The following is a 21340-nucleotide window of genomic DNA, read 5'->3' as shown; positions in this document are numbered from 1 at the left end:
TTCCGGCCGGTCTCCCCGCACCACGCCGATGCATCCCGGCTTTCCGGCCGGATTCACTCTGTCCCCAATAAAATGGGCTTTGATCGCCCGCAATTCGCTATTTTGCTCCGACCCCAATTATTTCGGTTGAACTATCTATTGCACTGCACTATCCTCACAATTCGATTTAAAAAAGCAAGCGGAGAAGCTCTATGCACGCGCAAGGTTTATACGACCCGTCCAACGAACACGACGCCTGCGGCGTCGGCTTCATTGCCCACATCAAGGGCAAGAAAAGCCATTCCATCATTGAACAGGGTCTGCTGATCCTGAAGAACCTCGACCACCGGGGCGCGGTCGGTGCCGACCCCCTGATGGGCGACGGCGCGGGCATTCTCATCCAGATCCCCGACCAGTACTACCGCGAAGAGATGGCCAAGCAGGGCGTCACCCTGCCGCCTCCCGGCGAGTACGGCGTCGGCATGGTCTTCCTGCCCAAGGAACATGCTTCCCGCATCGCCTGCGAGCAGGAAATCGAGCGGGCGGTCAACGCCGAAGGCCAGGTCGTGCTGGGCTGGCGCGACGTGCCGGTCGATTTTGAAATGCCGATGTCACCCACCGTGCGCCTGAAAGAGCCGGTGATCCGCCAGATCTTCATCGGCCGCGGCGCCGACATCATGGTGACCGACGCCCTCGAGCGCAAGCTGTACGTCATCCGCAAGGCTTCCGGCCACGCGATCCAGGCGCTGAACCTCCTGCACGGCAAGGAATTCTTCGTGCCGTCGATGTCGGCGCGCACCATCGTTTACAAAGGCCTGCTGCTCGCCGACCAGGTCGGCGTGTATTACAAGGACCTTCAGGACGAGCGCTGCGTCTCCGCCCTGGCCCTCGTGCACCAGCGCTTCTCCACGAACACCTTCCCCGAGTGGCCGCTGGCCCACCCGTACCGCCTGATCGCCCACAACGGCGAGATCAACACCGTCAAGGGCAACTTCAACTGGATGCGCGCCCGCGAAGGCGTCATGAAGTCGGCCGTGCTGGGCGACGACCTGAAGAAGCTGTTCCCGCTGATCTATGAAGGCCAGTCCGATACCGCCTGTTTCGACAACGCGCTCGAACTGCTGCTGATGGCCGGCTACCCGCTCGCCCAGGCGATGATGATGATGATCCCGGAAGCCTGGGAAAACCACACGCTGATGGACGACAACCGCCGCGCCTTCTACGAATACCACGCCGCGATGATGGAACCCTGGGACGGCCCCGCCGCCATGGCCTTCACCGACGGCCGCCACATCGGCGGCACGCTCGACCGCAACGGCCTGCGCCCGGCGCGCTACATCGTTACGGAAGATGACTTCGTGGTCATGGCTTCCGAGACCGGCGTGCTGCCCATCCCCGAGTCCAAGATCATCAAGAAGTGGCGCCTGCAGCCGGGCAAGATGTTCCTCATCGACCTCGACGCCGGCCGCATCATCGACGACAAGGAACTGAAGGACACCTACGCCAACGCCAAGCCGTACAAGCAGTGGATCGAATCGGTCCGCATCAAGCTTGACGAGCTCGACGCCGAAGCCGCCGAGTCCAAGTCGGAGGTTCCGCTGCTCGACCGCCAGCAGGTCTTTGGCTACACCCAGGAAGACCTGAAGTTCCTGATGGCGCCGATGGCCGCCGCCGGCGAGGAAGCGGTGGGCTCCATGGGCAACGACTCGCCGCTGGCGGTCATGTCCAACAAGAACAAGCCGCTGTACAACTACTTCAAGCAGCTGTTCGCCCAGGTGACCAACCCGCCGATCGACCCGATCCGCGAAGCCATGGTCATGTCGCTGGTGTCCTTCATCGGCCCGCGCCCGAACCTGCTCGACACCAACAACATCAACCCGCCGATGCGCCTGGAAGTGTCCCAGCCCATCCTGGACTACGCCGACATCGCCAAGCTGCGCAACATCAGCAAGCACACCGGCGGCAAGTTCAAGTCGCATGAGCTGGACATCTGCTACCCGGTCGCCTGGGGCAAGGAAGGCATCGAGGCGCGCATCGCCTCGCTGTGCGCGCAGGCGGTCGACGCCGTGCGTTCCGGCCACAACATCCTGATCGTGTCCGACCGCAAGGTCGGCCCGGGCATGGTCGCGATTCCCGCGCTGCTGGCAACCTCCGCCATCCACCTGCACCTGGTGAGCAAGGGCCTGCGCACCTCCACCGGCCTGGTGGTGGAAACCGGATCCGCGCGCGAGACGCATCACTTCGCGCTGCTGGCCGGCTACGGCGCGGAAGCCATCCATCCCTACCTCGCGATGGACACGCTGTCCGCCATGGCGCACGACCTGCCGGGCGACCTGTCCGCAGACAAGGCGATCTACAACTTCCAGAAGGCGGTCGGCAAGGGCCTGATGAAGGTCATGTCCAAGATGGGCATCTCGACCTACATGTCCTACTGCGGCGCGCAGATCTTCGAAGCCATCGGCCTCAACAAGGCGATGGTGCAGAAGTACTTCAAGGGCACCGCGTCAAACGTCGAGGGCATCGGCGTGTTCGAAGTGGCCGAGGAAGCGCTGCGCCTGCATCGCCTGGCCTTCAGCGCCGACCCGGTGCTGGCCCATGCGCTGGACGCCGGCGGCGAGTATGCCTTCCGCGTGCGCGGCGAAGACCACATGTGGACGCCGGATGCGATCGCCAAGCTGCAGCATTCGACCCGCTCCAACAACTTCAGCACGTACAAAGAGTACGCGCAGATCATCAACGACCAGTCCAAGCGCCACATGACCCTGCGCGGCCTGTTCGAGTTCAAGATCGATCCCTCCCGCGCGATCCCGATCGACGAAGTCGAACCTGCGAAGGAAATCGTCAAGCGCTTCGCCACCGGCGCCATGTCGCTCGGCTCGATCTCGACCGAAGCCCATGCCACGCTGGCCGTCGCCATGAACCGCATCGGCGGCAAGTCGAATACCGGCGAAGGCGGCGAGGACGAGAACCGCTACCGCATGGAACTCAAGGGCATCCCCATCAAGAAGGGCGAAACCCTGGCTTCCGTGATCGGCCGCGACCGCGTGGAAGTCGACCTGCCGCTGCAGGCCGGCGACTCGCTGCGCTCGAAGATCAAGCAGGTGGCATCGGGCCGTTTCGGCGTGACCGCGGAATACCTGACTTCCGCCGACCAGATCCAGATCAAGATGGCGCAGGGCGCGAAGCCCGGCGAAGGCGGCCAGCTGCCCGGCCACAAGGTGTCCGAGTACATCGCCAAGCTGCGCTTCTCGGTGCCGGGCGTGGGCCTGATTTCCCCGCCGCCGCACCATGACATCTATTCCATCGAAGACCTGGCGCAGCTGATCCACGACCTGAAGAACGTCAATCCGAAGGCAAGCATCTCGGTCAAGCTGGTCTCCGAAGTCGGCGTCGGCACCATCGCCGCCGGCGTGGCCAAGGCCAAGGCCGACCACGTCGTGATCGCCGGCCATGACGGCGGCACCGGCGCGTCGCCGCTGTCCTCGATCAAGCATGCCGGCACGCCCTGGGAACTCGGCCTCGCCGAAACCCAGCAGACCCTGGTGCTCAACCGCCTGCGCAGCCGCATCCGCGTGCAGACCGACGGCCAGATCAAGACCGGCCGCGACGTCGTCATCGGCGCGATGCTGGGCGCCGACGAATTCGGCTTCGCCACCGCGCCGCTGGTCGTCGAGGGCTGCATCATGATGCGCAAGTGCCACCTCAACACCTGCCCGGTCGGCGTCGCGACGCAAGATCCGGTGCTGCGCGCCAAATTCCGGGGCAAGCCCGAGCACGTGGTGAACTACTTTTTCTTCGTCGCCGAAGAAGCGCGCCAGATCATGGCCCAGCTCGGCATCCGCAGCTTCAACGAGCTGATCGGCCGCGCCGACCTGCTCGACAAGGCAAAGGCGATCTCCCACTGGAAGGCAAAGGGCCTGGACTTCAGCCGCATCTTCCACCAGCCGGACATCGACGACGAACCGCGCTTCCAGGTGCTGGAGCAGGACCACGGCCTCAACAAGGCGCTCGACCACAAGCTGATCGCGCAAGCCCAGCTGGCGCTGGAAAAGGGCGAGAAGGTCTCCTTCATCTCGCCGGTCAAGAACCGCAACCGCACCGTCGGCGCCATGCTGTCGGGCGAGGTCGCCAAGCGCTACGGCCACGAAGGCCTGCCGGACGACACCATCCACATCCAGCTGCAGGGCACGGCCGGCCAGTCGGCTGCGGCGTTCCTCGCGCACGGCATCACGCTGGACCTGGTGGGCGAGGGCAACGACTACGTCGGCAAGGGCCTGTCGGGCGGCCGCATCATCGTGCGTCCGAACACCGAGTTCCGTGGCTGGGCGGTGGACAACATCATCGCCGGCAACACCGTGCTCTATGGCGCGATCGCGGGTGAAGCCTTCATCAACGGCGTGGCCGGCGAACGCTTCGCGGTGCGCAACTCCGGCGCGGTCGCGGTGGTGGAAGGCACCGGCGACCATGGCTGCGAATACATGACCGGCGGCACCGTGGTCGTGCTCGGCGCCACCGGACGCAACTTCGCGGCCGGCATGTCGGGCGGCATCGCCTACGTGTACGACCCGGACGGCGAATTCGCCAAGAAGTGCAACATGGCCATGGTGGCGCTGGACAAGGTGCTGCCGAGCTACGAGCAGGAGGCGCAGATCGAACGCGCCATCTGGCACAGCGCGACCCGGGGCGGCGACAAGCAGACCGACGAAGTCATCCTGCGCAGCCTGATCGAGCGCCACTTCAAGTACACCGGCAGCACCCGCGCCCGCAACCTGCTCGACGACTGGGCCAACGGACGGACGAAGTTCGTCAAGGTCTTCCCGACCGAGTACAAGCGCGCGCTGCGCGAACTCGCGGCGGCGGCCGAGACGAAGGAAAAGGCTGTCGCGTAATCGCTGTATCGATAGACACCCTCCGCAAGGCTCCTCCCCCTTCAAGGGGGAGGCCGGGTGGGGGATGGGTTTCCGGTGCGAGCAAAGAACAACGTTGAATTGCCAGCGCGCTAGATTTGTTCATTGCGTGCGACCGAACCCCATCCCCACCCTAACCCTCCCCTTGAAGGGGAGGGGACGGTCAGGCGGGGAAGGCAAAGAAAAAACACTGAAGGAACATCATGGGAAAAGTAACCGGCTTTCTTGAATTCGAACGCCTGCAGGAAGCAAGCGAGGCGCCGCAGCTGCGCAAGAAACACTACAAGGAATTCGTGGTCCACCTGAGCGATGCCAATGCCAAGGTGCAGGGCGCGCGCTGCATGGACTGCGGCATCCCCTTCTGCAACAACGGCTGCCCGGTCAACAACATCATCCCCGACTGGAACGACCTGGTCTTCCACGGCCACATCCGCGAGGCGCTGGAAAACCTGCACTCCACGAACAACTTCCCCGAGTTCACCGGCCGCATCTGCCCCGCGCCCTGCGAAGCCGCGTGCACCCTCGGCATCAACGACGACCCGGTCGGCATCAAGTCGATCGAGCATTACATCATCGACAAGGGCTGGGAAAACGGCTGGGTCGTGCCCCAGGTCCCCACCGCCAAGACCGGCAAGAAGGTCGCCGTGGTCGGCTCCGGCCCCGCAGGCATGGCGGCCGCCCAGCAGCTCGCGCGCGCCGGCCATGACGTGACGGTGTTCGAGAAGAACGACCGCATCGGCGGCCTGCTGCGCTACGGCATCCCCGACTTCAAGATGGAAAAGTCGCACATCGACCGCCGCGTCGAGCAGATGAAGGCCGAAGGCGTGACCTTCCGCACCGGCGTCTTCGTCGGCAAGGACTTCACCCCGAACGTCTACAACTGGGCCAAGGAAACCATCTCTCCCGACCAGATCAAGAAAGACTTCGACGCCGTCGTTATCGCCGGCGGCGCGGAAATGCCGCGCGACCTGCCGGTGCCCGGCCGCGAGCTCAAGGGCGTGCACTACGCCATGGAATTCCTGCCGCTGCAGAACAAGGTCGTGGCTGGCGACAAGGTCAAGGACCAGCTCCTCGCCACCGGCAAGCACGTCATCGTGATCGGCGGCGGCGATACCGGTTCCGACTGCGTCGGCACCTCCAACCGCCACGGCGCGGCGTCGGTCACGCAGTTCGAGCTGCTGCCCCAGCCGCCCGAGCAGGAAAACAAGCCCCTGGTCTGGCCCTACTGGCCGACCAAGCTGCGCACCTCGTCCTCGCACGAGGAAGGCTGCGACCGCGACTGGTCGGTCGCCACCAAGCGCCTCGAAGGCAAGAACGGCAAGGTCGAGAAGCTGATCGCCGCGCGCGTCGAATGGAAGGACGGCAAGATGGTCGAAGTGCCGAACTCGGAATTCGAGCTCAAGGCCGACCTCGTACTGCTGGCCATGGGCTTCGTCTCGCCGGTACAAGGAGTGCTCGATGCCTTCGGCGTCGACAAGGATGCCCGCGGCAACGCCCGCGCCACCACCGACGGCGACGGCTGCTACCAGACCTCGGCCGACAAGGTCTTCGCCGCCGGCGACATGCGCCGCGGCCAGTCTCTGGTCGTCTGGGCCATCCGCGAAGGACGCCAGTGCGCCCGCGCGGTCGACGAGTACCTGATGGGCAGCAGCGTCCTGCCGCGCTGAAGCGGCCGCATCCCCGTTGAAAGGTTCCCCTTAGGCCCGTCCGGCGTTCTTGCCGGCCGGGCCATTTTTCTTTCTTGGGCGGGAACATGTTGCACCGCACCCGCATCTGACTAACGATTCATTAACAAGCTCGTTCGGCATTTCTGCACTACAATCTCAACTTTAACAAGTGAGCATGCCTTGACGAATCTGGTTGAAATTCGCGATCTGCATTTTTCCTATGGCGACCGGCCCATCCTGTCGGGCCTGCGCATGGATTTTCCGCGTGGAAAAGTGATCGCGGTAATGGGTGGTTCCGGGTCCGGCAAGACCACCATCCTGCGCCTGATCGGCGGCCAGATCGCCGCCCAGTCCGGCTCCGTCCTCGTCGACGGCAAGCCGGTCGACCCGCGCGACATGCGGCAGATGTATGCCATGCGCCGCCGCATGGGCATGCTGTTCCAGCACGGCGCCCTGTTCACCGACCTCACGGTCTTCGAGAACGTCGCCTTTCCCCTGCGCGAACACACCGCGCTGCCGGAAGACATGATCCGCGACCTCGTGCTCATGAAGCTGCAGGCCGTCGGCCTGCGCAATGCCGCGAACCTGAAACCTTCCGAAATTTCCGGCGGCATGGCGCGCCGCGTCGCGCTCGCGCGTGCGATCGCCCTCGATCCGCAGATCATCATGTACGACGAACCGTTCGCCGGCCTCGACCCGATCTCGATGGGCGTGACCGCCAACCTGATCCGGGAACTCAACGACGCCCTCGGGTCGACTTCCATCCTCGTGTCGCACGACGTGCACGAAACCTTCGTCATCGCCGACTACGTCTACTTCCTGTCGCAAGGCAAGATCGTGGCGCATGGCACGCCGCAGCAGATGCAGGAATCCACCGATCCCTACGTGAAGCAGTTCGTGCATGCCGAAGCCGACGGGCCGGTACCCTTCCACTACGCCGGCAAGTCGCTGGCGGAGGACCTTGGCGTGGGAGGACGGGCATGATCGGCACGCTGGTTTCCGCGGTCGGCCGCAAGACGCGCGGCATCCTGTCCAACCTCGGCTATGGCACCCGCACCTTCTTCGGCCTGCTGGCGGCAACGCCGGGAGTGCTGCGCCGCCCGCGCCTGGTGACCGACCAGATCCATTTCATCGGCAACTATTCCCTGGTCATCATCGCGGTGTCCGGATTGTTCGTCGGCTTCGTGCTCGGCCTCCAGGGCTACTACACGCTCAACAAGTATGGTTCGGAACAGGCGCTCGGCTTGCTTGTCGCATTATCATTGACGCGTGAGCTCGGGCCGGTCGTCTCGGCATTGCTGTTCGCCGGCCGCGCCGGCACCTCGCTGACCGCCGAGATCGGCCTGATGAAGGCGGGCGAGCAACTGTCGGCGATGGAAATGATGGCGGTCAATCCGCTGGAGCGGGTCGTCGCGCCGCGTTTCTGGGCAGGCGTGATCGCCATGCCCCTGCTGGCGGCGATCTTCAGCGCGGTCGGGGTGATCGGCGGTTACCTGGTTGGTGTCAGGATGATCGGCGTGGACGAAGGCGCGTTCTGGTCGCAGATGCAGGCCGGCGTCGACGTCTGGAAAGACATCGCGAACGGCGTCCTGAAAAGCATCGTTTTCGGCTTCGCGGTGACCTTCATCGCCCTGTACCAGGGCTACGAATCGCAACCCACGCCGGAAGGCGTGTCGCGGGCCACCACGCGGACGGTGGTGACGGCGTCCCTGACGGTATTGTTCCTGGACTTCCTGCTGACCGCGCTGATGTTTAATTGACGGGCCGGGCAACCGGAAGCGTGGAATCAAGGATGTCTTGTTTTAGAGAAATAACATCCCATAATTAAGGTATCAAGCAATGCAACGAAAATCATTAGACTTATGGGTAGGGCTTTTCGTGCTGATCGGTGCAGCAGCATTGGTGTTTCTTGCACTCAAGGCGGGGAACATGAGTTCCATGTCGTTCAATGCCACCTATCCGGTCGTGACCAAGTTCGACAACATCGGCGGGCTGAAGCCGCGCGCGCCGGTCAAGAGCGCCGGCGTCGTGGTCGGCCGGGTCGGTGACATCCGCTTCGACGACAAGCGCTTCCAGGCCGTCGTCACGCTCAACCTGGACACGAACTACAAGTTTCCCAAGGACAGTTCCGCCAAGATCCTCACCGCAGGCCTGCTTGGCGAGCAATACATCGGCATCGAGCCGGGCGGAGACACCAACAACCTGGTGGCCAACGACCAGATCAAGATGACGCAATCGGCGGTGGTGCTGGAAAACCTGATCAGCCAGTTCCTGTACAGCAAGGCCGCCGAAGGAAAGGAAGGCAATTCAAAATGAACATATCGAACCGGGCGATCCGGGTGCTCGCGCTGGCCGCAGCCCTGGCGCTCGCCGGCTGCGCCACCAACAACCCGAAGGATCCGCTCGAACCCTTCAATCGCGCGGTCTTCTCGTTCAACGACAAGCTCGACAAGGTGGCCATCAAGCCGGCGGCGGAGGTCTACAGCAATGTCCTGCCGTCCTGGATGCAGACCGCGGTCGGCAATTTCTTCGGCAACCTGAGCGACGTCGGCACGGCCATGAACAATTTCCTGCAAGGGAAGCTGGAAGACGGCATGAACGACGTCATGCGCGTGGCGGTCAACACCACGCTCGGCCTGGGCGGCCTGCTGGACATCGGTTCCGAGGCGGGCATTCCCAAGCACCGCGAAGACTTCGGGCAGACACTCGGCAAGTGGGGCGTGGCGTCAGGGCCCTACATCGTCCTGCCGGGGCTGGGTTCGTCGACGCTGCGTGATTCGCTTGCCTTGCCCGTGGACATCTATACCGACCCGTGGGCCTACGAAATGCCGGTGCGCTACCGCAATACCGGCACGGCGGTGCGCCTGATCGACCAGCGCGCGGTGGTCCTCGATGCCGCGACCCTGATCGAGGAAGCAGCGATCGACAAGTACGAATTCGTGCGCGATGCCTACCTGCAACGCCGGGAAAGCAAGATCCACGATGGCGAGACCAAGAGCCGCAGCTCCAGCGACGACGACGTCGGCCCGACCGCGGAGATGGAACCGCCGGTCAAGGTGGTTATCAAAGAGGAACAAAACGGCGGCGGTGGCATGGGTTCGCCGCTGGCCAAGGAAATCAAGTAAGCAGGTAACGCTTCGGGGAAACGGGGAAAGTATCGGCTACCCGGCTTTTGCAACCATTTGTTGCCATCGTCATCTCCGCTTTCCCCATCGTTGTTAATTCACCTGAGGGCCATTCAGGGCCGTCGAGAAAAGGAAACCATGAACCTGATGAAAAAGATGTTTGCCATTGCCATGCTTGCCGTGGGGGCGCTTGCCTTCGTGCAGCCGGCGCAAGCCCAGGAAGCTCCCGATGCGCTGGTCAAGCGCATCAGCCAGGAAGTGCTGGATGCCGCAAAGACCGACAAGGACATCCAGTCCGGCAACCAGAAAAAGGTCATCTCCCTGGTCGAGGAAAAAGTCCTGCCGCACGTGGACTTCCAGCGCATGACCGCGCTCGCAGCCGGCCGTTTCTGGCGCGAGGCCAGCCCGGACCAGCAAAAGCAGCTGACCGACGAATTCCGCACTCTGCTGGTCTATACCTATTCTGGCGCCATCTCCCAGGTGCGTGACCAGAAGCTCGACTTCAAGCCGATGCGCGCCGACGCCAGCGATACCGAAGTCGAGGTCCGCTCGCAGGTGCTGCAGCCCCGAGGCGGCGATCCGATCCAGCTGAACTACCGCCTGGAAAAACTGCCCAGCGGCAACTGGAAGATCTATGACGTCAACGTGCTTGGCGCCTGGCTGGTGGAAACCTACAAGGGCAACTTCGCGGCCGAGATCAGCAAGGGCGGCGTGGACGGACTGATCAAGACCCTGGCGGAAAAGAACAAGCGCCTGGCCGCCAACGCCGGCAAGACGGGCAAGTCCTGACCATGCAGTTCCGTCCCGGCCTCAGCCTGACCTTCAACAATGCCAAGACCGTCCTCGAAGCCGGCTCGAGGGCGGTGGCCGACGGCCAGACCGACATCGACCTTGGCGAGCTGACGGCGGTGGATTCCGCCGCCGTCGCCACCTTGCTGGCCTGGAAACGGCTGGCCGCCAAGGCCGGGCGCAGCCTGGCCTTCCATCACGCTTCCCCCAACCTGCAAAGCCTGATCGCCCTCTACGGCGTGGGCGACATCCTCGGCATCACGGCCTCCGTCCCTGCCGCTGCCTCCGCCGCCTCCGATCAGCGACACCGGGCCTGATCCCTTCCGGTTCCGCGGCGGGAAATCCCCTATAATCAAGGGTTCCGCCGCTGCTCCCATGGCAATGCCGCCATGCGCCGCTTCCCCAACAAGAATATAAGCCACCCACCATGGCTGCACTCCACATTGTCGATGTCAAGAAACGCTACAAGTCGCTTCAGGCGCTTGGCGGCGTGAGCCTGTCGGTCGAGCCCGGCGAATTCTTCGGCCTGCTCGGTCCGAACGGCGCGGGCAAGACCACCCTGATTTCCATCATCGCCGGCCTGAACCGGCCCGATTCCGGCACGGCCGCCGTACACGGCTTCGACGTCGTCAAGGATTACCGCGAGGCACGCAGGCGGCTTGGCGTTGTGCCGCAGGAACTGGTGTTCGATCCTTTCTTCACCGTGCGCGAAACCCTGCGCATGCAGTCCGGCTACTTCGGGCTGAAGAACAATGACAAGTGGATCGACGAGGTCATGGAAAACCTCGACCTGACAGACAAGGCCGATACCAACATGCGCGCCTTGTCCGGCGGCATGAAGCGGCGCGTGCTGGTGGCTCAGGCCCTCGTCCACAAGCCGCCCGTCATCGTGCTCGACGAGCCGACCGCGGGCGTCGACGTAGAGCTGCGGCAAACCCTCTGGAAATTCATTTCCCGGCTCAACCGCGAGGGCCACACCATCATCCTGACCACGCATTACCTCGAGGAAGCCCAGGCGCTGTGCAACCGCGTTGCCATGCTCAAGGGCGGCAAGGTCGTCGCGCTCGACACCATGTCGAAACTCATCAAGCGCATCTCCGGTTCGCAGCTGGTGGTGCACCTCGCCAGGGGAACGCTGCCCGACGGCCTCAAGCCGCTGGTGTCGCATCCCGACGAACTGGTCAGCGGCAGCCGGTACACCCTGCGCGTGAACGACTATGCCGAGGTCGAACCGATCCTGGCGACGCTGCGGCAGTCCGGCGCGGTGATCGACGACATGCAGCTGCACCAGGCCGACCTGGAAGATGTCTTCATCCAGATCATGGAGGGCGAGAAATGACCGGCTTCCAGACCCTGCTCTACAAGGAAGTGCTGCGCTTCTGGAAGGTGGCCACCCAGACCATCACCGCGCCCATCCTCACGGCCATGCTCTACCTGCTGATCTTCGGGCATGTCCTCGAAGACCACGTGCAGGTCTATCCCGACGTGCGCTATACCGCGTTCCTCGTGCCCGGCCTGGTGATGATGAGCGTGCTGCAGAACGCCTTCGCCAACAGCTCTTCCTCGCTGATCCAGTCCAAGATCACCGGCAACCTCGTGTTCGTGCTGCTGCCGCCGCTCTCGCACTGGGAACTGTTCGGCGCCTACGTGCTGGCGTCGGTGATCCGCGGCCTGGCCGTAGGACTGGGCGTGTTCGTCATCACCGCCTGGTTCACCAAGCTGAGTTTCGTCGCGCCGTGGTGGATCGTCATCTTTGCCTTGATGGGGGCCGCGATGCTCGGCACCATGGGCCTGATCGCCGGCATCTGGGCCGAGAAGTTCGACCAGCTCGCCGCCTTCCAGAACTTCCTGATCATGCCGGCCACCTTCCTGTCCGGCGTGTTCTACTCGATCCATTCCCTGCCGTCCTTCTGGCAGGCCGTCTCGCATTTCAACCCGTTCTTCTACATGATCGACGGCTTCCGCTACGGCTTCTTCGGCAAGTCCGACATCAATCCCCTCATCAGTTTCACGATCGTCAGCGTGTTTTTCCTGCTGCTCGCCGCATTCGCCATCCGCATGCTCAAGAGCGGCTACAAGCTGCGTCACTAAGCCACACTAAGCCACCCCCGCGCCGAGAACCGCCATGCTACCTACCCCCGAGCTCGTCAAAAGCTACATCGCCGCAGGCCTGGACTGCACCCACCTCGAAGTGGAAGGCGACGGCCAGCATTTCAACGCCGTCATCGTTTCCTCCGCCTTCGCCGGCAAGCGCCTGGTGCAGCGGCACCAGATCGTCTATGCCGCCCTGGGCGACCGCATGCGCCAGGAAATCCACGCCCTGTCGATGAAGACACTTACCCCTGAAGAGTTCCAAAGCTGATGGACAAACTGCTTATTACCGGCGGCAACCGGCTGTCCGGCGAGATCATCATTTCCGGTGCGAAGAATGCGGCCCTGCCTATCCTCTGCGCCGGCCTCCTTACCGCCGAACAGGTGAAGCTGTCCAACGTGCCGCGCCTGCACGACGTCTCCACCATGCTCAAGTTGCTGCACCAGATGGGCATGCGCTACGAGCAGGACGCAGACCGCGTGGTGCTGGACGGCTCGGCCATCGACAAGCTGGAAGCGCCCTATGAAATGGTGAAGACCATGCGCGCGTCCATCCTCGTGCTCGGTCCGCTGCTGGCCCGTTTCGGCGAAGCGAAGGTGTCGCTGCCGGGCGGCTGCGCCATCGGCTCCCGGCCGGTGGACCAGCACATCAAGGGCCTGCAGGCCATGGGCGCCGACATCCGCATCGAGGCCGGCTACATCCATGCCCGCGCCAAGCGCCTGCGCGGTGCGCGCATCGTGACCGACATGATCACCGTCACCGGCACCGAAAACCTGCTCATGGCCGCGGTACTGGCCGATGGCGAGACCGTGCTGGAAAACGCCGCCCGCGAGCCTGAGGTGACCGACCTTGCCAACCTGCTGGTGGCGATGGGCGCGAAGATCGATGGCATCGGCACCGACCGCCTGATCGTGCAAGGCGTCGACAAGCTGCACGGCGCCGCGCATGCCGTCATTCCCGACCGCATCGAGACCGGCACCTTCCTCTGCGCCGCCGCCGCCGCCGGCGGCGACGTCACCCTGCGCAACACCCGCAGCGACATCCTCGACGTCGCCATCGACAAGCTGCGCGAGGCCGGCGCCATCGTCACCAGCCAGGCCGACACCATCCGCGTGCAGATGTCCGGCCGGCCGAAGGCGGTCAGCTTCCGCACCACGGAATATCCCGGCTTCCCGACCGACATGCAGGCGCAGTTCATGGCGCTGGACATCATCGCCGAGGGCAGCAGCCACGTGACCGAAACCATCTTCGAGAACCGCTTCATGCACGTGCAGGAACTCAACCGCCTCGGCGCGCGCATCGAGATCGACGGCCACACCGCCATCATCAACGGCGCCGAGCGCCTCGTCGGCGCACCCGTCATGGCGACCGACCTGCGCGCCTCGGCCTCGCTGGTGATCGCCGGCCTGGCCGCCGAAGGCCAGACCCTGGTCGACCGCATCTATCACCTCGACCGCGGCTACGACCGCATGGAACTGAAGCTTTCCGGGGTCGGCGCCAACATCCAGCGAATCAAATCATGACCCAGCAGCTCACGCTCGCCCTGTCCAAAGGCCGCATTTTCGAAGAAACCCTGCCCCTGCTCAAGGCCGCCGGCATCGAAGTCACCGAAGATCCCGAACGCTCCCGCAAGCTCATCCTGCCGACCAACGATCCGGCGGTGCGGGTGGTCATCGTGCGCGCTTCCGACGTGCCGACCTACGTGCAGTACGGCGCGGCCGATTTCGGCGTGGCCGGCAAGGACGTGCTGCTCGAACACGGCGGCGAAGGCCTCTACCAGCCTATCGACCTCAACATCGCCAAGTGCCGCCTGTCGGTCGCGGTGCCGGCCGGCTTCGACTACGCCAGCGCGGTGCGCCAGGGCGCGCGCCTGCGCGTCGTCACCAAGTACGTCAATTGCGCGCGCAATCACTTCGCCGCCAAGGGCGTGCACGTCGACCTCATCAAGCTCTACGGCTCGATGGAGCTCGGGCCGCTGGTCGGCCTGTCGGACGCCATCGTCGACCTCGTCAGCACCGGCAGCACGCTGCGGGCCAACAACCTGGTCGAGGTCGAGCACATCATGGACATTTCTTCCCGCCTCGTGGTCAACCAGGCGGCGCTCAAGCTCAAGCGCGAACGCCTCCAGCCCATCCTCGCCGCAATCGAAGCCGCTTCGCAAGCCAAGGAAACGACAGCCCAGCCATCATGATCGCCATCCGCAAACTCGATTCCGCCGCCCCCAGCTTCAAGGCGCAGCTTGACGCCGTGCTTGCCTTCGAGGCCAGCGAAGACGAAGCCATCGACCGCGCCGCCGCCGGCATCCTAGCCGACGTCAAGGCGCGCGGCGACGCCGCCGTGCTCGACTACACCAACCGCTTCGACAAGCTCGACGCCGCCAGTGTCGCCGGCCTGGAAATCGGCAAGCAGGAATTGCAGGCCGCGCTCTCCGGCCTGGCGCCCGCCCGCCGCGACGCGCTGCAGACCGCGGCCGACCGCGTGCGCGCCTACCACGAGCGGCAGAAAAGGGAATGCGGCTCCGACGGCTTCACCTACACCGAAGCCGATGGCACGGTGCTCGGACAGAAAGTCACGCCGCTCGACCGCGTCGGCATCTATGTTCCCGGCGGCAAGGCGGCCTACCCGTCGTCGGTGCTGATGAACGCCATTCCCGCCAAGGTGGCTGGCGTGCAGGAAATCATCATGGTCGTGCCCACGCCGGCCGGCGTGAAGAACGAACTGGTGCTGGCCGCCGCCGCGATTGCCGGCGTCGACCGCGTGTTCACCATCGGCGGCGCCCAGGCTGTCGGCGCGCTGGCCCACGGCACCGCCACCATTCCCCAGGTCGACAAGATCGTCGGTCCGGGCAATGCCTACGTCGCCGCCGCCAAGCGCCGCGTGTTCGGCATCGTCGGCATCGACATGATCGCCGGGCCGTCCGAGATCCTGGTGATCTGCGATGGCAGCACCGATCCCGACTGGGTGGCCATGGACCTGTTCTCCCAGGCCGAGCACGACGAACTCGCGCAGTCCATCCTGCTCTGTCCGGACGCCGGCTACATCGCCCGCGTCGAGGAAAGCATCAACCGCCAGCTGCCCGGCATGCCGCGCAAGGAAGTCATCCAGACCTCGCTGGTCAACCGCGGCGCGCTGGTGAAGGTGCGCGACATGGAAGAGGCCTGCGACATCGCCAATGCCATCGCCGCCGAGCACCTGGAAATCTCCGCCGACAACCCGCAGCGCTGGGCCGACCGCATCCGCCACGCCGGCGCGATCTTCCTCGGCCGCTTCACCTCGGAATCGCTGGGCGACTACTGCGCCGGCCCGAACCACGTGCTGCCGACCTCCCGCACCGCGCGCTTTTCCTCGCCGCTGGGCGTCTACGATTTCCAGAAGCGCTCCAGCCTCATCCACGTCAGCGAGGCAGGCGCGCGCACCCTGGGACGCATCGCCGCCGAACTGGCGTATGGCGAAGGCTTGCAGGCCCACGCCGGCTCCGCCGAGTACCGCTTCAAATGAGGCGCGCCGACATGACCGGGCGCCGCTGACATGGACGCCTGGCTCGACCGCGTGTTCTGCGAGGATGCGCTCGCCGGCATGGCGCGCATCCCCGACGGCAGCATCGACCTGCTGATCGCCGATCCGCCCTACGGCCTGGGCAAGGACTACGGCAACGATTCCGACAAGCTCGACGCCGACGCCTACCTGCGGTGGACCGAGCAATGGATAGACGCCGCGCTGCCCAAGCTCAAGCCCGCCGCCAGCCTCTACATCTTCCTCACCTGGCGCTACTCGCCGGAAATCTTCGTCATGCTCAAGAAGCGCATGACCATGATCAACGAGATCATCTGGGACCGCCGGGTGCCGTCCATGGGCGGCAGCACCCGCCGCTTCTCGTCGGTGCACGACACCATCGGCTTCTTCGCCCGCGCCAAGGATTACCACTTCGACCTCGACGCCGTCCGCATTCCCTACGATGCCGAAACCAAGAAGGCGCGCTCGCGTTCCATCTTCGTCGGCGCGAAATGGCTGGAAGTCGGCTACAACCCGAAGGATGTGTGGAGCGTGTCGCGCCTGCACCGCGAACATCGCGAGCGCGCCGACCATCCCACCCAGAAGCCCCTGGAAATCGTGGAGCGCATGATCAAGGCGTCCTGCCCGCCGGGCGGCGTCGTCTTCGACCCGTTCATGGGCAGCGGCACCAGCGCGGTCGCCGCGCGGCGCTGCGGCAGGCATTGGGTCGGCTTCGAGCTGAATCCCGCCTATTGCCGCCTGATCGACCAGCGCCTCGCGGAACTCGACACCGCCACCGAAGAAGCGGAAGCAGAATGACAACAGCAGCAAGCATTCAAACCGGAACCCACACATGTCTCTGATCGACAACATCATTCGCCCCGAGGTGCGCGCGCTTGCCGCCTATCACGTTCCCGATGCCAGCGGCTTCGTCAAGCTCGATGCCATGGAAAATCCTTACCACCTGCCGGAAGACCTGCGCACCGAACTGGGGCAGCGGCTGGCTGACGTGGCGCTGAACCGCTACCCGGTGCCGTCCTATTCCCGGCTCAAGGAAAAGATCCGGAGCAAGCTCGGCGTGCCCCAAGGCTACGACGTGGTGCTGGGCAACGGCTCCGACGAACTCATCAGCATGTTGTCCGTGGCCTGCGCCAGGCCGGGCGCCAAGGTGCTGGCGCCGACGCCGGGCTTCGTGATGTATGCCATGTCCGCGAAATTCGCCGGCCTGGAATTCGTCGGCGTGCCGCTCAAGCCGGACTTTTCGCTCGACAAGGCCGCCATGCTGGCCGCCATCGCCGAGCATAAGCCAGTGATCACTTATCTCGCCTACCCCAACAATCCGACGGGCAACCTGTACGATGCCGGCGACATGGAAGACATCGCGCGCGCCGTGGGCGACGCCGGCGTGGTGGTCATCGACGAGGCCTACCAGCCTTTCGCCGAAGCCAGCTTCATGGAACGCGTGCCGGCTTTTCCCAACATGATCGTGATGCGCACCGTGTCCAAGCTGGGACTGGCCGGCATCCGGCTCGGCTACATGACGGCCCAGGCCGACCTGCTGCAGGAATTCGACAAGGTCCGTCCGCCCTACAATGTGAACGTGCTGACCCAGGCCGCCGCCGAGTTCGTGCTCGACCACGTCGACGTGCTCGACGCGCAGGCCGCCGCGCTGCGCACCGAAAGAAGCCGCCTGGCGCAGGCCTTGTCGGCGATCGACGGGGTGGAGGTTTTCCCGTCGGCAGCGAATTTCCTGCTGGTCCGCCTGCAATCCGGACGCCATCCTGCCGATAAAGTCTTTGCCGGACTGGTAGAGCGTAAGGTTTTGATCAAAAATGTCGGTAAAATGCACCCATTGCTGGAAAACTGCTTGCGCATCACGGTAAGCACGCCGGAAGAAAACAAGCTGTTCCTCGATGCCCTGGCGGCATCGCTCGCATCGTCATCATCAACACATCCTTAACATGTCCACGTCTCGCGCCGCAGAGATCACGCGCAACACCAACGAAACGCAAATCCGCGTGGTGATCAACCTCGATGGCACCGGCAGGCAGAACCTGAACACCGGCGTCCCCTTCCTCGACCACATGCTCGACCAGATCGCGCGCCATGGCCTCATCGACCTGGACATCGAAGCCAAGGGGGACCTGCACATCGACGCCCACCATACCGTGGAAGACGTCGGCATCACCCTCGGCCAGGCGGTCGCCAAGGCCATCGGCGACAAGAAGGGCATCCGCCGCTACGGCCATGCCTACGTGCCGCTGGACGAAGCGCTGTCGCGCGTGGTCGTGGACTTCTCCGGACGTCCCGGGCTGCAGTACCACATTCCCTTCACGCGCGCCATGATCGGCGGCTTCGACGTCGACCTCGCCCGCGAGTTTTTCCAGGGCTTCGTGAATCATGCGCTCGTCACGCTGCACATCGATAATCTGCGCGGCGACAACGCGCACCACCAGTGTGAAACCGTATTCAAGGCGTTCGGACGCGCGCTGCGCATGGCCGCCGAACTCGATCCGCGGGCCGCAGGCACCATTCCCTCGACGAAAGGCAGCCTGTAAGCACGGCGCCGTGGCGCCGCCAACCTCTTTGCTGACATGAACAAGATTGTTGTAGTGGATTACGGCATGGGCAACCTGCGCTCGGTAGCGCAGGCGCTGCGCCATGTCGCGCCGGAAGCCGACGTGCGCATTTCCGGCGAACTGGCCGACATCAAGTCCGCCGACCGGCTGGTCCTGCCGGGGCAGGGCGCCATTCCCGATTGCATGCGCTGCCTGCGCGAATCCGGTTTGCAGGAAGCTGTCGTAGAATCGACGAAATCCAAACCCTTGCTTGGCGTGTGCGTGGGCGAGCAGCTGCTCTTCGACTGGAGCGAAGAGGGCGATACCCCGGGGCTGGGTTTGTTGCCTGGAAAAGTTGTACGTTTCCAGCTTGAGGATAAACTGCAGGAAGACGGATCGCGTTTCAAGGTTCCCCAGATGGGCTGGAACCGGGTCAGGCAGACCCAGTCCCATCCGCTGTGGAACGGCATCGAGGACAACAGCTATTTTTACTTTGTCCACAGCTACTACGCGGCACCGGAGCGCAGGGAACACATTGCCGGAGAAGCGGACTACGGCGGCTGGTTCGCCTGCGCGGTCGCGAAGGAAAACATCTTCGCCACCCAGTTCCATCCGGAGAAAAGCGCGAGCGCCGGACTGCAGCTTTACAAGAATTTCGTCCACTGGAATCCCTGATTCCGGAGGCCGAGCCTTGCATTACCCGGTAGCACCAACCCATTGACAACCACACTGCGATACGAATGTAGCCATGCTGCTCATACCTGCCATCGACCTCAAGGACGGTCACTGCGTGCGCCTCAAACAAGGCGACATGGACCAAGCCACCGTGTTTTCCGACGACCCCGGCCAGATGGCGCGGCACTGGCTTGCGCAGGGCGCGCGACGATTGCACCTGGTTGACCTCAATGGTGCCTTCGCCGGCAAGCCCAAGAACGAAGCGGCGGTCAAGTCCATCATCCAGGCCGTGCGCGACTTCGCCGAGGAAAACGACACCGACGAAATCCCGATCCAGCTCGGCGGCGGCATCCGCGACCTCGACACCATCGAGCGCTACCTCGACGACGGCCTGTCCTACATCATCATCGGCACCGCGGCGGTGAAGAACCCGGGTTTCCTGCACGATGCCTGCAGCGCCTTCCCGGGCCAGATCATCGTCGGCCTCGACGCCAGGGACGGCAAGGTGGCGACCGACGGCTGGAGCAAGCTCTCCGGCCATGAAGTCATCGACCTGGCCAAGAAATTCGAAGACTACGGCTGCGAAGCCATCGTCTATACCGACATCGGCCGCGACGGCATGATGGGCGGCGTCAACATCGAGGCTACCGTCAAGCTGGCGCAAAGCGTCTCCATTCCCATCATCGCCTCCGGCGGCGTCCACAACCTCAAGGACGTCGAGTCCCTGTGCGCGGTGCAGGACGAGGGCATTGAGGGCGTCATCTGCGGCCGCTCCATCTACGAAGGCACGCTGGACCTGCGCTCCGCCCAGAGCCGGGCCGACGAACTCACCGGCGTGGAAGCGCAAGCCGAAGAGACGCAAGAGGCGGAAGAAGAGTAAGCATGACCCTTGCCAAACGCATCATTCCCTGCCTCGACGTCACTGCCGGCCGCGTGGTCAAGGGCGTCAACTTCGTCGAGCTGCGCGACGCGGGCGACCCGGTCGAGATCGCGCGCCGCTACGACGAGCAGGGCGCGGATGAACTGACCTTCCTCGACATCACCGCCACCTCCGACGGCCGCGACCTCATCCTGCACATCATCGAGGCCGTCGCCTCGCAGGTCTTCATTCCCCTGACGGTCGGCGGCGGCGTGCGCACGGTCGACGACGTGCGCCGCCTGCTCAACGCCGGCGCAGACAAGATCAGCATCAACAGCACCGCAGTGGCCAATCCCGAGATGGTGCGCGAAGCCGCCTACAAGTACGGCTCGCAATGCATCGTCGTCGCCATCGACGCCAAGCGCTCGGGCGAGGGCAGGTGGGAAGTCTTCACCCATGGCGGCCGCAAGCCGACCGGGCTGGACGTGGTCGAGTGGGCCAAAAAGATGGAAAGCCTGGGCGTGGGCGAGATCCTCCTCACCAGCATGGACCGCGACGGCACCAAGAGCGGCTTCGACCTCGCGCTCACCAGCGCCGTGTCGAACGCGGTTTCCATTCCCGTCATCGCCTCCGGCGGCGTCGGCGGCCTGCAGGATCTCGCCGACGGCGTCAAGATCGGCCGCGCCGATGCGGTACTCGCCGCCAGCATCTTCCACTACGGCCAGCACACCGTGCAGGAAGCCAAGCGCTTCATGTCCGGACAGGGCATCCCGATGAGGCTGGCATGAGCATCAAGGCCAAGTGGCTCAACAAGGTGAAATGGGACGAGCATGGCCTCGTGCCCGTCATCGCCCAGGAAGTCGGCAGCAATGACGTGCTGATGTTCGCCTGGATGAACCGCGAGGCGCTGTCGCGCACCGTCGAACTCGGCGAAGCCGTCTACTGGAGCCGGTCGCGCAAGAAGCTGTGGCACAAGGGCGAAGAGTCCGGCCACATCCAGAAGGTGCACGAGATCCGCCTCGACTGCGACGAAGACGTGGTGCTGCTCAAGGTCGAGCAGGCCGACCGCATCGCCTGCCATACCGGCCGTCATTCCTGCTTCTTCCAGAAGTTCGAGGGCGACAAGGATACCGGCGAATGGGTCGCGGTCGAACCGGTCCTGAAAGACCCGGACAGCATCTACACCAAATAACCAGC

General features: G+C 64.1%; 21 protein-coding genes. All 21 read left to right on the top strand.

Going from position 1 to position 21340, the window contains the following annotated elements:
* Window positions 1-191 precede the first annotated feature (191 nt).
* The 21 genes from G3574_RS09490 to hisI all read left to right on the top strand — a co-directional run bounded on the left by G3574_RS09490 (window position 192) and on the right by hisI (window position 21335).
* Complete coding sequence (locus tag G3574_RS09490; protein WP_163962374.1) at window positions 192-4868, top strand: glutamate synthase-related protein; 4677 nt, start codon at window positions 192-194, stop codon at window positions 4866-4868.
* Between the two features lie 221 nt (window positions 4869-5089).
* Window positions 5090-6553: a glutamate synthase subunit beta gene (locus G3574_RS09485; protein ID WP_163962372.1), complete on the top strand. Its 1464-nt coding sequence runs from the start codon at window positions 5090-5092 to the stop codon at window positions 6551-6553.
* A gap of 180 nt (window positions 6554-6733) precedes the next feature.
* Complete coding sequence (locus G3574_RS09480) at window positions 6734-7537, top strand: ABC transporter ATP-binding protein (protein WP_163962369.1); 804 nt, start codon at window positions 6734-6736, stop codon at window positions 7535-7537.
* Entirely contained in the window at window positions 7534-8313 is a 780-nt protein-coding gene (mlaE, locus tag G3574_RS09475) for a lipid asymmetry maintenance ABC transporter permease subunit MlaE (protein WP_163962367.1), read from the top strand. The genes G3574_RS09480 and mlaE overlap by 4 nt, the downstream gene beginning before the upstream one ends.
* A gap of 79 nt (window positions 8314-8392) precedes the next feature.
* Complete coding sequence (gene mlaD, locus G3574_RS09470; protein ID WP_163962364.1) at window positions 8393-8869, top strand: outer membrane lipid asymmetry maintenance protein MlaD; 477 nt, start codon at window positions 8393-8395, stop codon at window positions 8867-8869.
* Window positions 8866-9678 (top strand): MlaA family lipoprotein, encoded by an 813-nt coding sequence (locus tag G3574_RS09465; RefSeq protein ID WP_163962363.1) that lies wholly within the window; start codon window positions 8866-8868, stop codon window positions 9676-9678. The genes mlaD and G3574_RS09465 overlap by 4 nt, the downstream gene beginning before the upstream one ends.
* A 138-nt stretch (window positions 9679-9816) precedes the next feature.
* Window positions 9817-10467, top strand: a complete 651-nt coding sequence (locus G3574_RS09460) for an MlaC/ttg2D family ABC transporter substrate-binding protein (RefSeq protein ID WP_163962361.1) — start codon at window positions 9817-9819, stop codon at window positions 10465-10467.
* A 2-nt stretch (window positions 10468-10469) separates the two neighbouring features.
* On the top strand, window positions 10470-10784 hold the full coding sequence (locus tag G3574_RS09455; protein ID WP_163962359.1) for an STAS domain-containing protein: 315 nt from the start codon (window positions 10470-10472) through the stop codon (window positions 10782-10784).
* 110 nt (window positions 10785-10894) lie between these two features.
* On the top strand, window positions 10895-11806 hold the full coding sequence (locus G3574_RS09450; RefSeq protein WP_163962357.1) for an ABC transporter ATP-binding protein: 912 nt from the start codon (window positions 10895-10897) through the stop codon (window positions 11804-11806).
* Window positions 11803-12558 (top strand): ABC transporter permease, encoded by a 756-nt coding sequence (locus G3574_RS09445; protein WP_163962355.1) that lies wholly within the window; start codon window positions 11803-11805, stop codon window positions 12556-12558. The genes G3574_RS09450 and G3574_RS09445 overlap by 4 nt, the downstream gene beginning before the upstream one ends.
* Window positions 12559-12592: 34 nt before the next feature.
* Entirely contained in the window at window positions 12593-12829 is a 237-nt protein-coding gene (locus tag G3574_RS09440) for a BolA family protein (protein WP_163962353.1), read from the top strand.
* A complete protein-coding gene (murA, locus tag G3574_RS09435; RefSeq protein WP_163962351.1) occupies window positions 12829-14082 on the top strand; it encodes a UDP-N-acetylglucosamine 1-carboxyvinyltransferase in 1254 nt (417 codons plus the stop codon). The genes G3574_RS09440 and murA overlap by 1 nt, the downstream gene beginning before the upstream one ends.
* Complete coding sequence (gene hisG, locus G3574_RS09430; protein ID WP_163962349.1) at window positions 14079-14750, top strand: ATP phosphoribosyltransferase; 672 nt, start codon at window positions 14079-14081, stop codon at window positions 14748-14750. The genes murA and hisG overlap by 4 nt, the downstream gene beginning before the upstream one ends.
* Window positions 14744-16057 carry a histidinol dehydrogenase gene (gene hisD / locus G3574_RS09425; protein ID WP_163962559.1) on the top strand — a complete coding sequence of 438 codons (1314 nt, stop codon included), beginning with the start codon at window positions 14744-14746 and terminating at the stop codon, window positions 16055-16057. Before hisG ends, hisD begins: the two co-directional genes overlap by 7 nt.
* A gap of 30 nt (window positions 16058-16087) precedes the next feature.
* Window positions 16088-16870: a DNA-methyltransferase gene (locus G3574_RS09420; RefSeq protein WP_163962347.1), complete on the top strand. Its 783-nt coding sequence runs from the start codon at window positions 16088-16090 to the stop codon at window positions 16868-16870.
* Between the two features lie 34 nt (window positions 16871-16904).
* Window positions 16905-18011: a histidinol-phosphate transaminase gene (gene hisC / locus G3574_RS09415; protein WP_163962345.1), complete on the top strand. Its 1107-nt coding sequence runs from the start codon at window positions 16905-16907 to the stop codon at window positions 18009-18011.
* 1 nt (window position 18012) lies between these two features.
* A complete protein-coding gene (gene hisB, locus G3574_RS09410; RefSeq protein ID WP_163962343.1) occupies window positions 18013-18609 on the top strand; it encodes an imidazoleglycerol-phosphate dehydratase HisB in 597 nt (198 codons plus the stop codon).
* Window positions 18610-18645: 36 nt separating this feature from the next.
* Entirely contained in the window at window positions 18646-19284 is a 639-nt protein-coding gene (gene hisH / locus G3574_RS09405) for an imidazole glycerol phosphate synthase subunit HisH (RefSeq protein ID WP_163962341.1), read from the top strand.
* 73 nt (window positions 19285-19357) lie between these two features.
* The gene (hisA, locus tag G3574_RS09400) at window positions 19358-20164 is read left to right on the top strand and encodes a 1-(5-phosphoribosyl)-5-[(5-phosphoribosylamino)methylideneamino]imidazole-4-carboxamide isomerase (protein WP_163962338.1); all 807 of its coding nucleotides are present in this window, start codon (window positions 19358-19360) and stop codon (window positions 20162-20164) included.
* 2 nt (window positions 20165-20166) lie between these two features.
* Window positions 20167-20931, top strand: coding sequence for an imidazole glycerol phosphate synthase subunit HisF (gene hisF / locus G3574_RS09395; protein WP_163962336.1), 765 nt, complete (start codon window positions 20167-20169; stop codon window positions 20929-20931).
* Window positions 20928-21335, top strand: a complete 408-nt coding sequence (gene hisI / locus G3574_RS09390) for a phosphoribosyl-AMP cyclohydrolase (protein WP_163962334.1) — start codon at window positions 20928-20930, stop codon at window positions 21333-21335. The genes hisF and hisI overlap by 4 nt, the downstream gene beginning before the upstream one ends.
* The last annotated feature ends 5 nt before the right edge of the window (window positions 21336-21340 follow it).

The sequence above is a fragment of the Noviherbaspirillum galbum genome, assembly GCF_010974945.1.
GTDB lineage: Bacteria > Pseudomonadota > Gammaproteobacteria > Burkholderiales > Burkholderiaceae_D > Noviherbaspirillum > Noviherbaspirillum galbum.
The sequence above is the reverse complement of the archived record's forward strand: the minus strand, read 5'-3'. Positions and strand labels throughout refer to the sequence as shown.

Coding starts and splice junctions, on each gene's coding strand:
- hisC (WP_163962345.1), top strand. CDS start 16,905: ATGTCTCTGATCGACAACATCATTCGCCCCGAGGTGCGCGCGCTTGCC.
- G3574_RS09440 (WP_163962353.1), top strand. CDS start 12,593: ATGCTACCTACCCCCGAGCTCGTCAAAAGCTACATCGCCGCAGGCCTG.
- G3574_RS09490 (WP_163962374.1), top strand. CDS start 192: ATGCACGCGCAAGGTTTATACGACCCGTCCAACGAACACGACGCCTGC.
- hisF (WP_163962336.1), top strand. CDS start 20,167: ATGACCCTTGCCAAACGCATCATTCCCTGCCTCGACGTCACTGCCGGC.
- hisH (WP_163962341.1), top strand. CDS start 18,646: ATGAACAAGATTGTTGTAGTGGATTACGGCATGGGCAACCTGCGCTCG.
- mlaE (WP_163962367.1), top strand. CDS start 7,534: ATGATCGGCACGCTGGTTTCCGCGGTCGGCCGCAAGACGCGCGGCATC.
- G3574_RS09455 (WP_163962359.1), top strand. CDS start 10,470: ATGCAGTTCCGTCCCGGCCTCAGCCTGACCTTCAACAATGCCAAGACC.
- mlaD (WP_163962364.1), top strand. CDS start 8,393: ATGCAACGAAAATCATTAGACTTATGGGTAGGGCTTTTCGTGCTGATC.
- G3574_RS09445 (WP_163962355.1), top strand. CDS start 11,803: ATGACCGGCTTCCAGACCCTGCTCTACAAGGAAGTGCTGCGCTTCTGG.
- hisB (WP_163962343.1), top strand. CDS start 18,013: ATGTCCACGTCTCGCGCCGCAGAGATCACGCGCAACACCAACGAAACG.
- murA (WP_163962351.1), top strand. CDS start 12,829: ATGGACAAACTGCTTATTACCGGCGGCAACCGGCTGTCCGGCGAGATC.
- G3574_RS09460 (WP_163962361.1), top strand. CDS start 9,817: ATGAACCTGATGAAAAAGATGTTTGCCATTGCCATGCTTGCCGTGGGG.
- hisG (WP_163962349.1), top strand. CDS start 14,079: ATGACCCAGCAGCTCACGCTCGCCCTGTCCAAAGGCCGCATTTTCGAA.
- G3574_RS09420 (WP_163962347.1), top strand. CDS start 16,088: ATGGACGCCTGGCTCGACCGCGTGTTCTGCGAGGATGCGCTCGCCGGC.
- G3574_RS09485 (WP_163962372.1), top strand. CDS start 5,090: ATGGGAAAAGTAACCGGCTTTCTTGAATTCGAACGCCTGCAGGAAGCA.
- G3574_RS09450 (WP_163962357.1), top strand. CDS start 10,895: ATGGCTGCACTCCACATTGTCGATGTCAAGAAACGCTACAAGTCGCTT.
- G3574_RS09465 (WP_163962363.1), top strand. CDS start 8,866: ATGAACATATCGAACCGGGCGATCCGGGTGCTCGCGCTGGCCGCAGCC.
- hisI (WP_163962334.1), top strand. CDS start 20,928: ATGAGCATCAAGGCCAAGTGGCTCAACAAGGTGAAATGGGACGAGCAT.
- hisA (WP_163962338.1), top strand. CDS start 19,358: ATGCTGCTCATACCTGCCATCGACCTCAAGGACGGTCACTGCGTGCGC.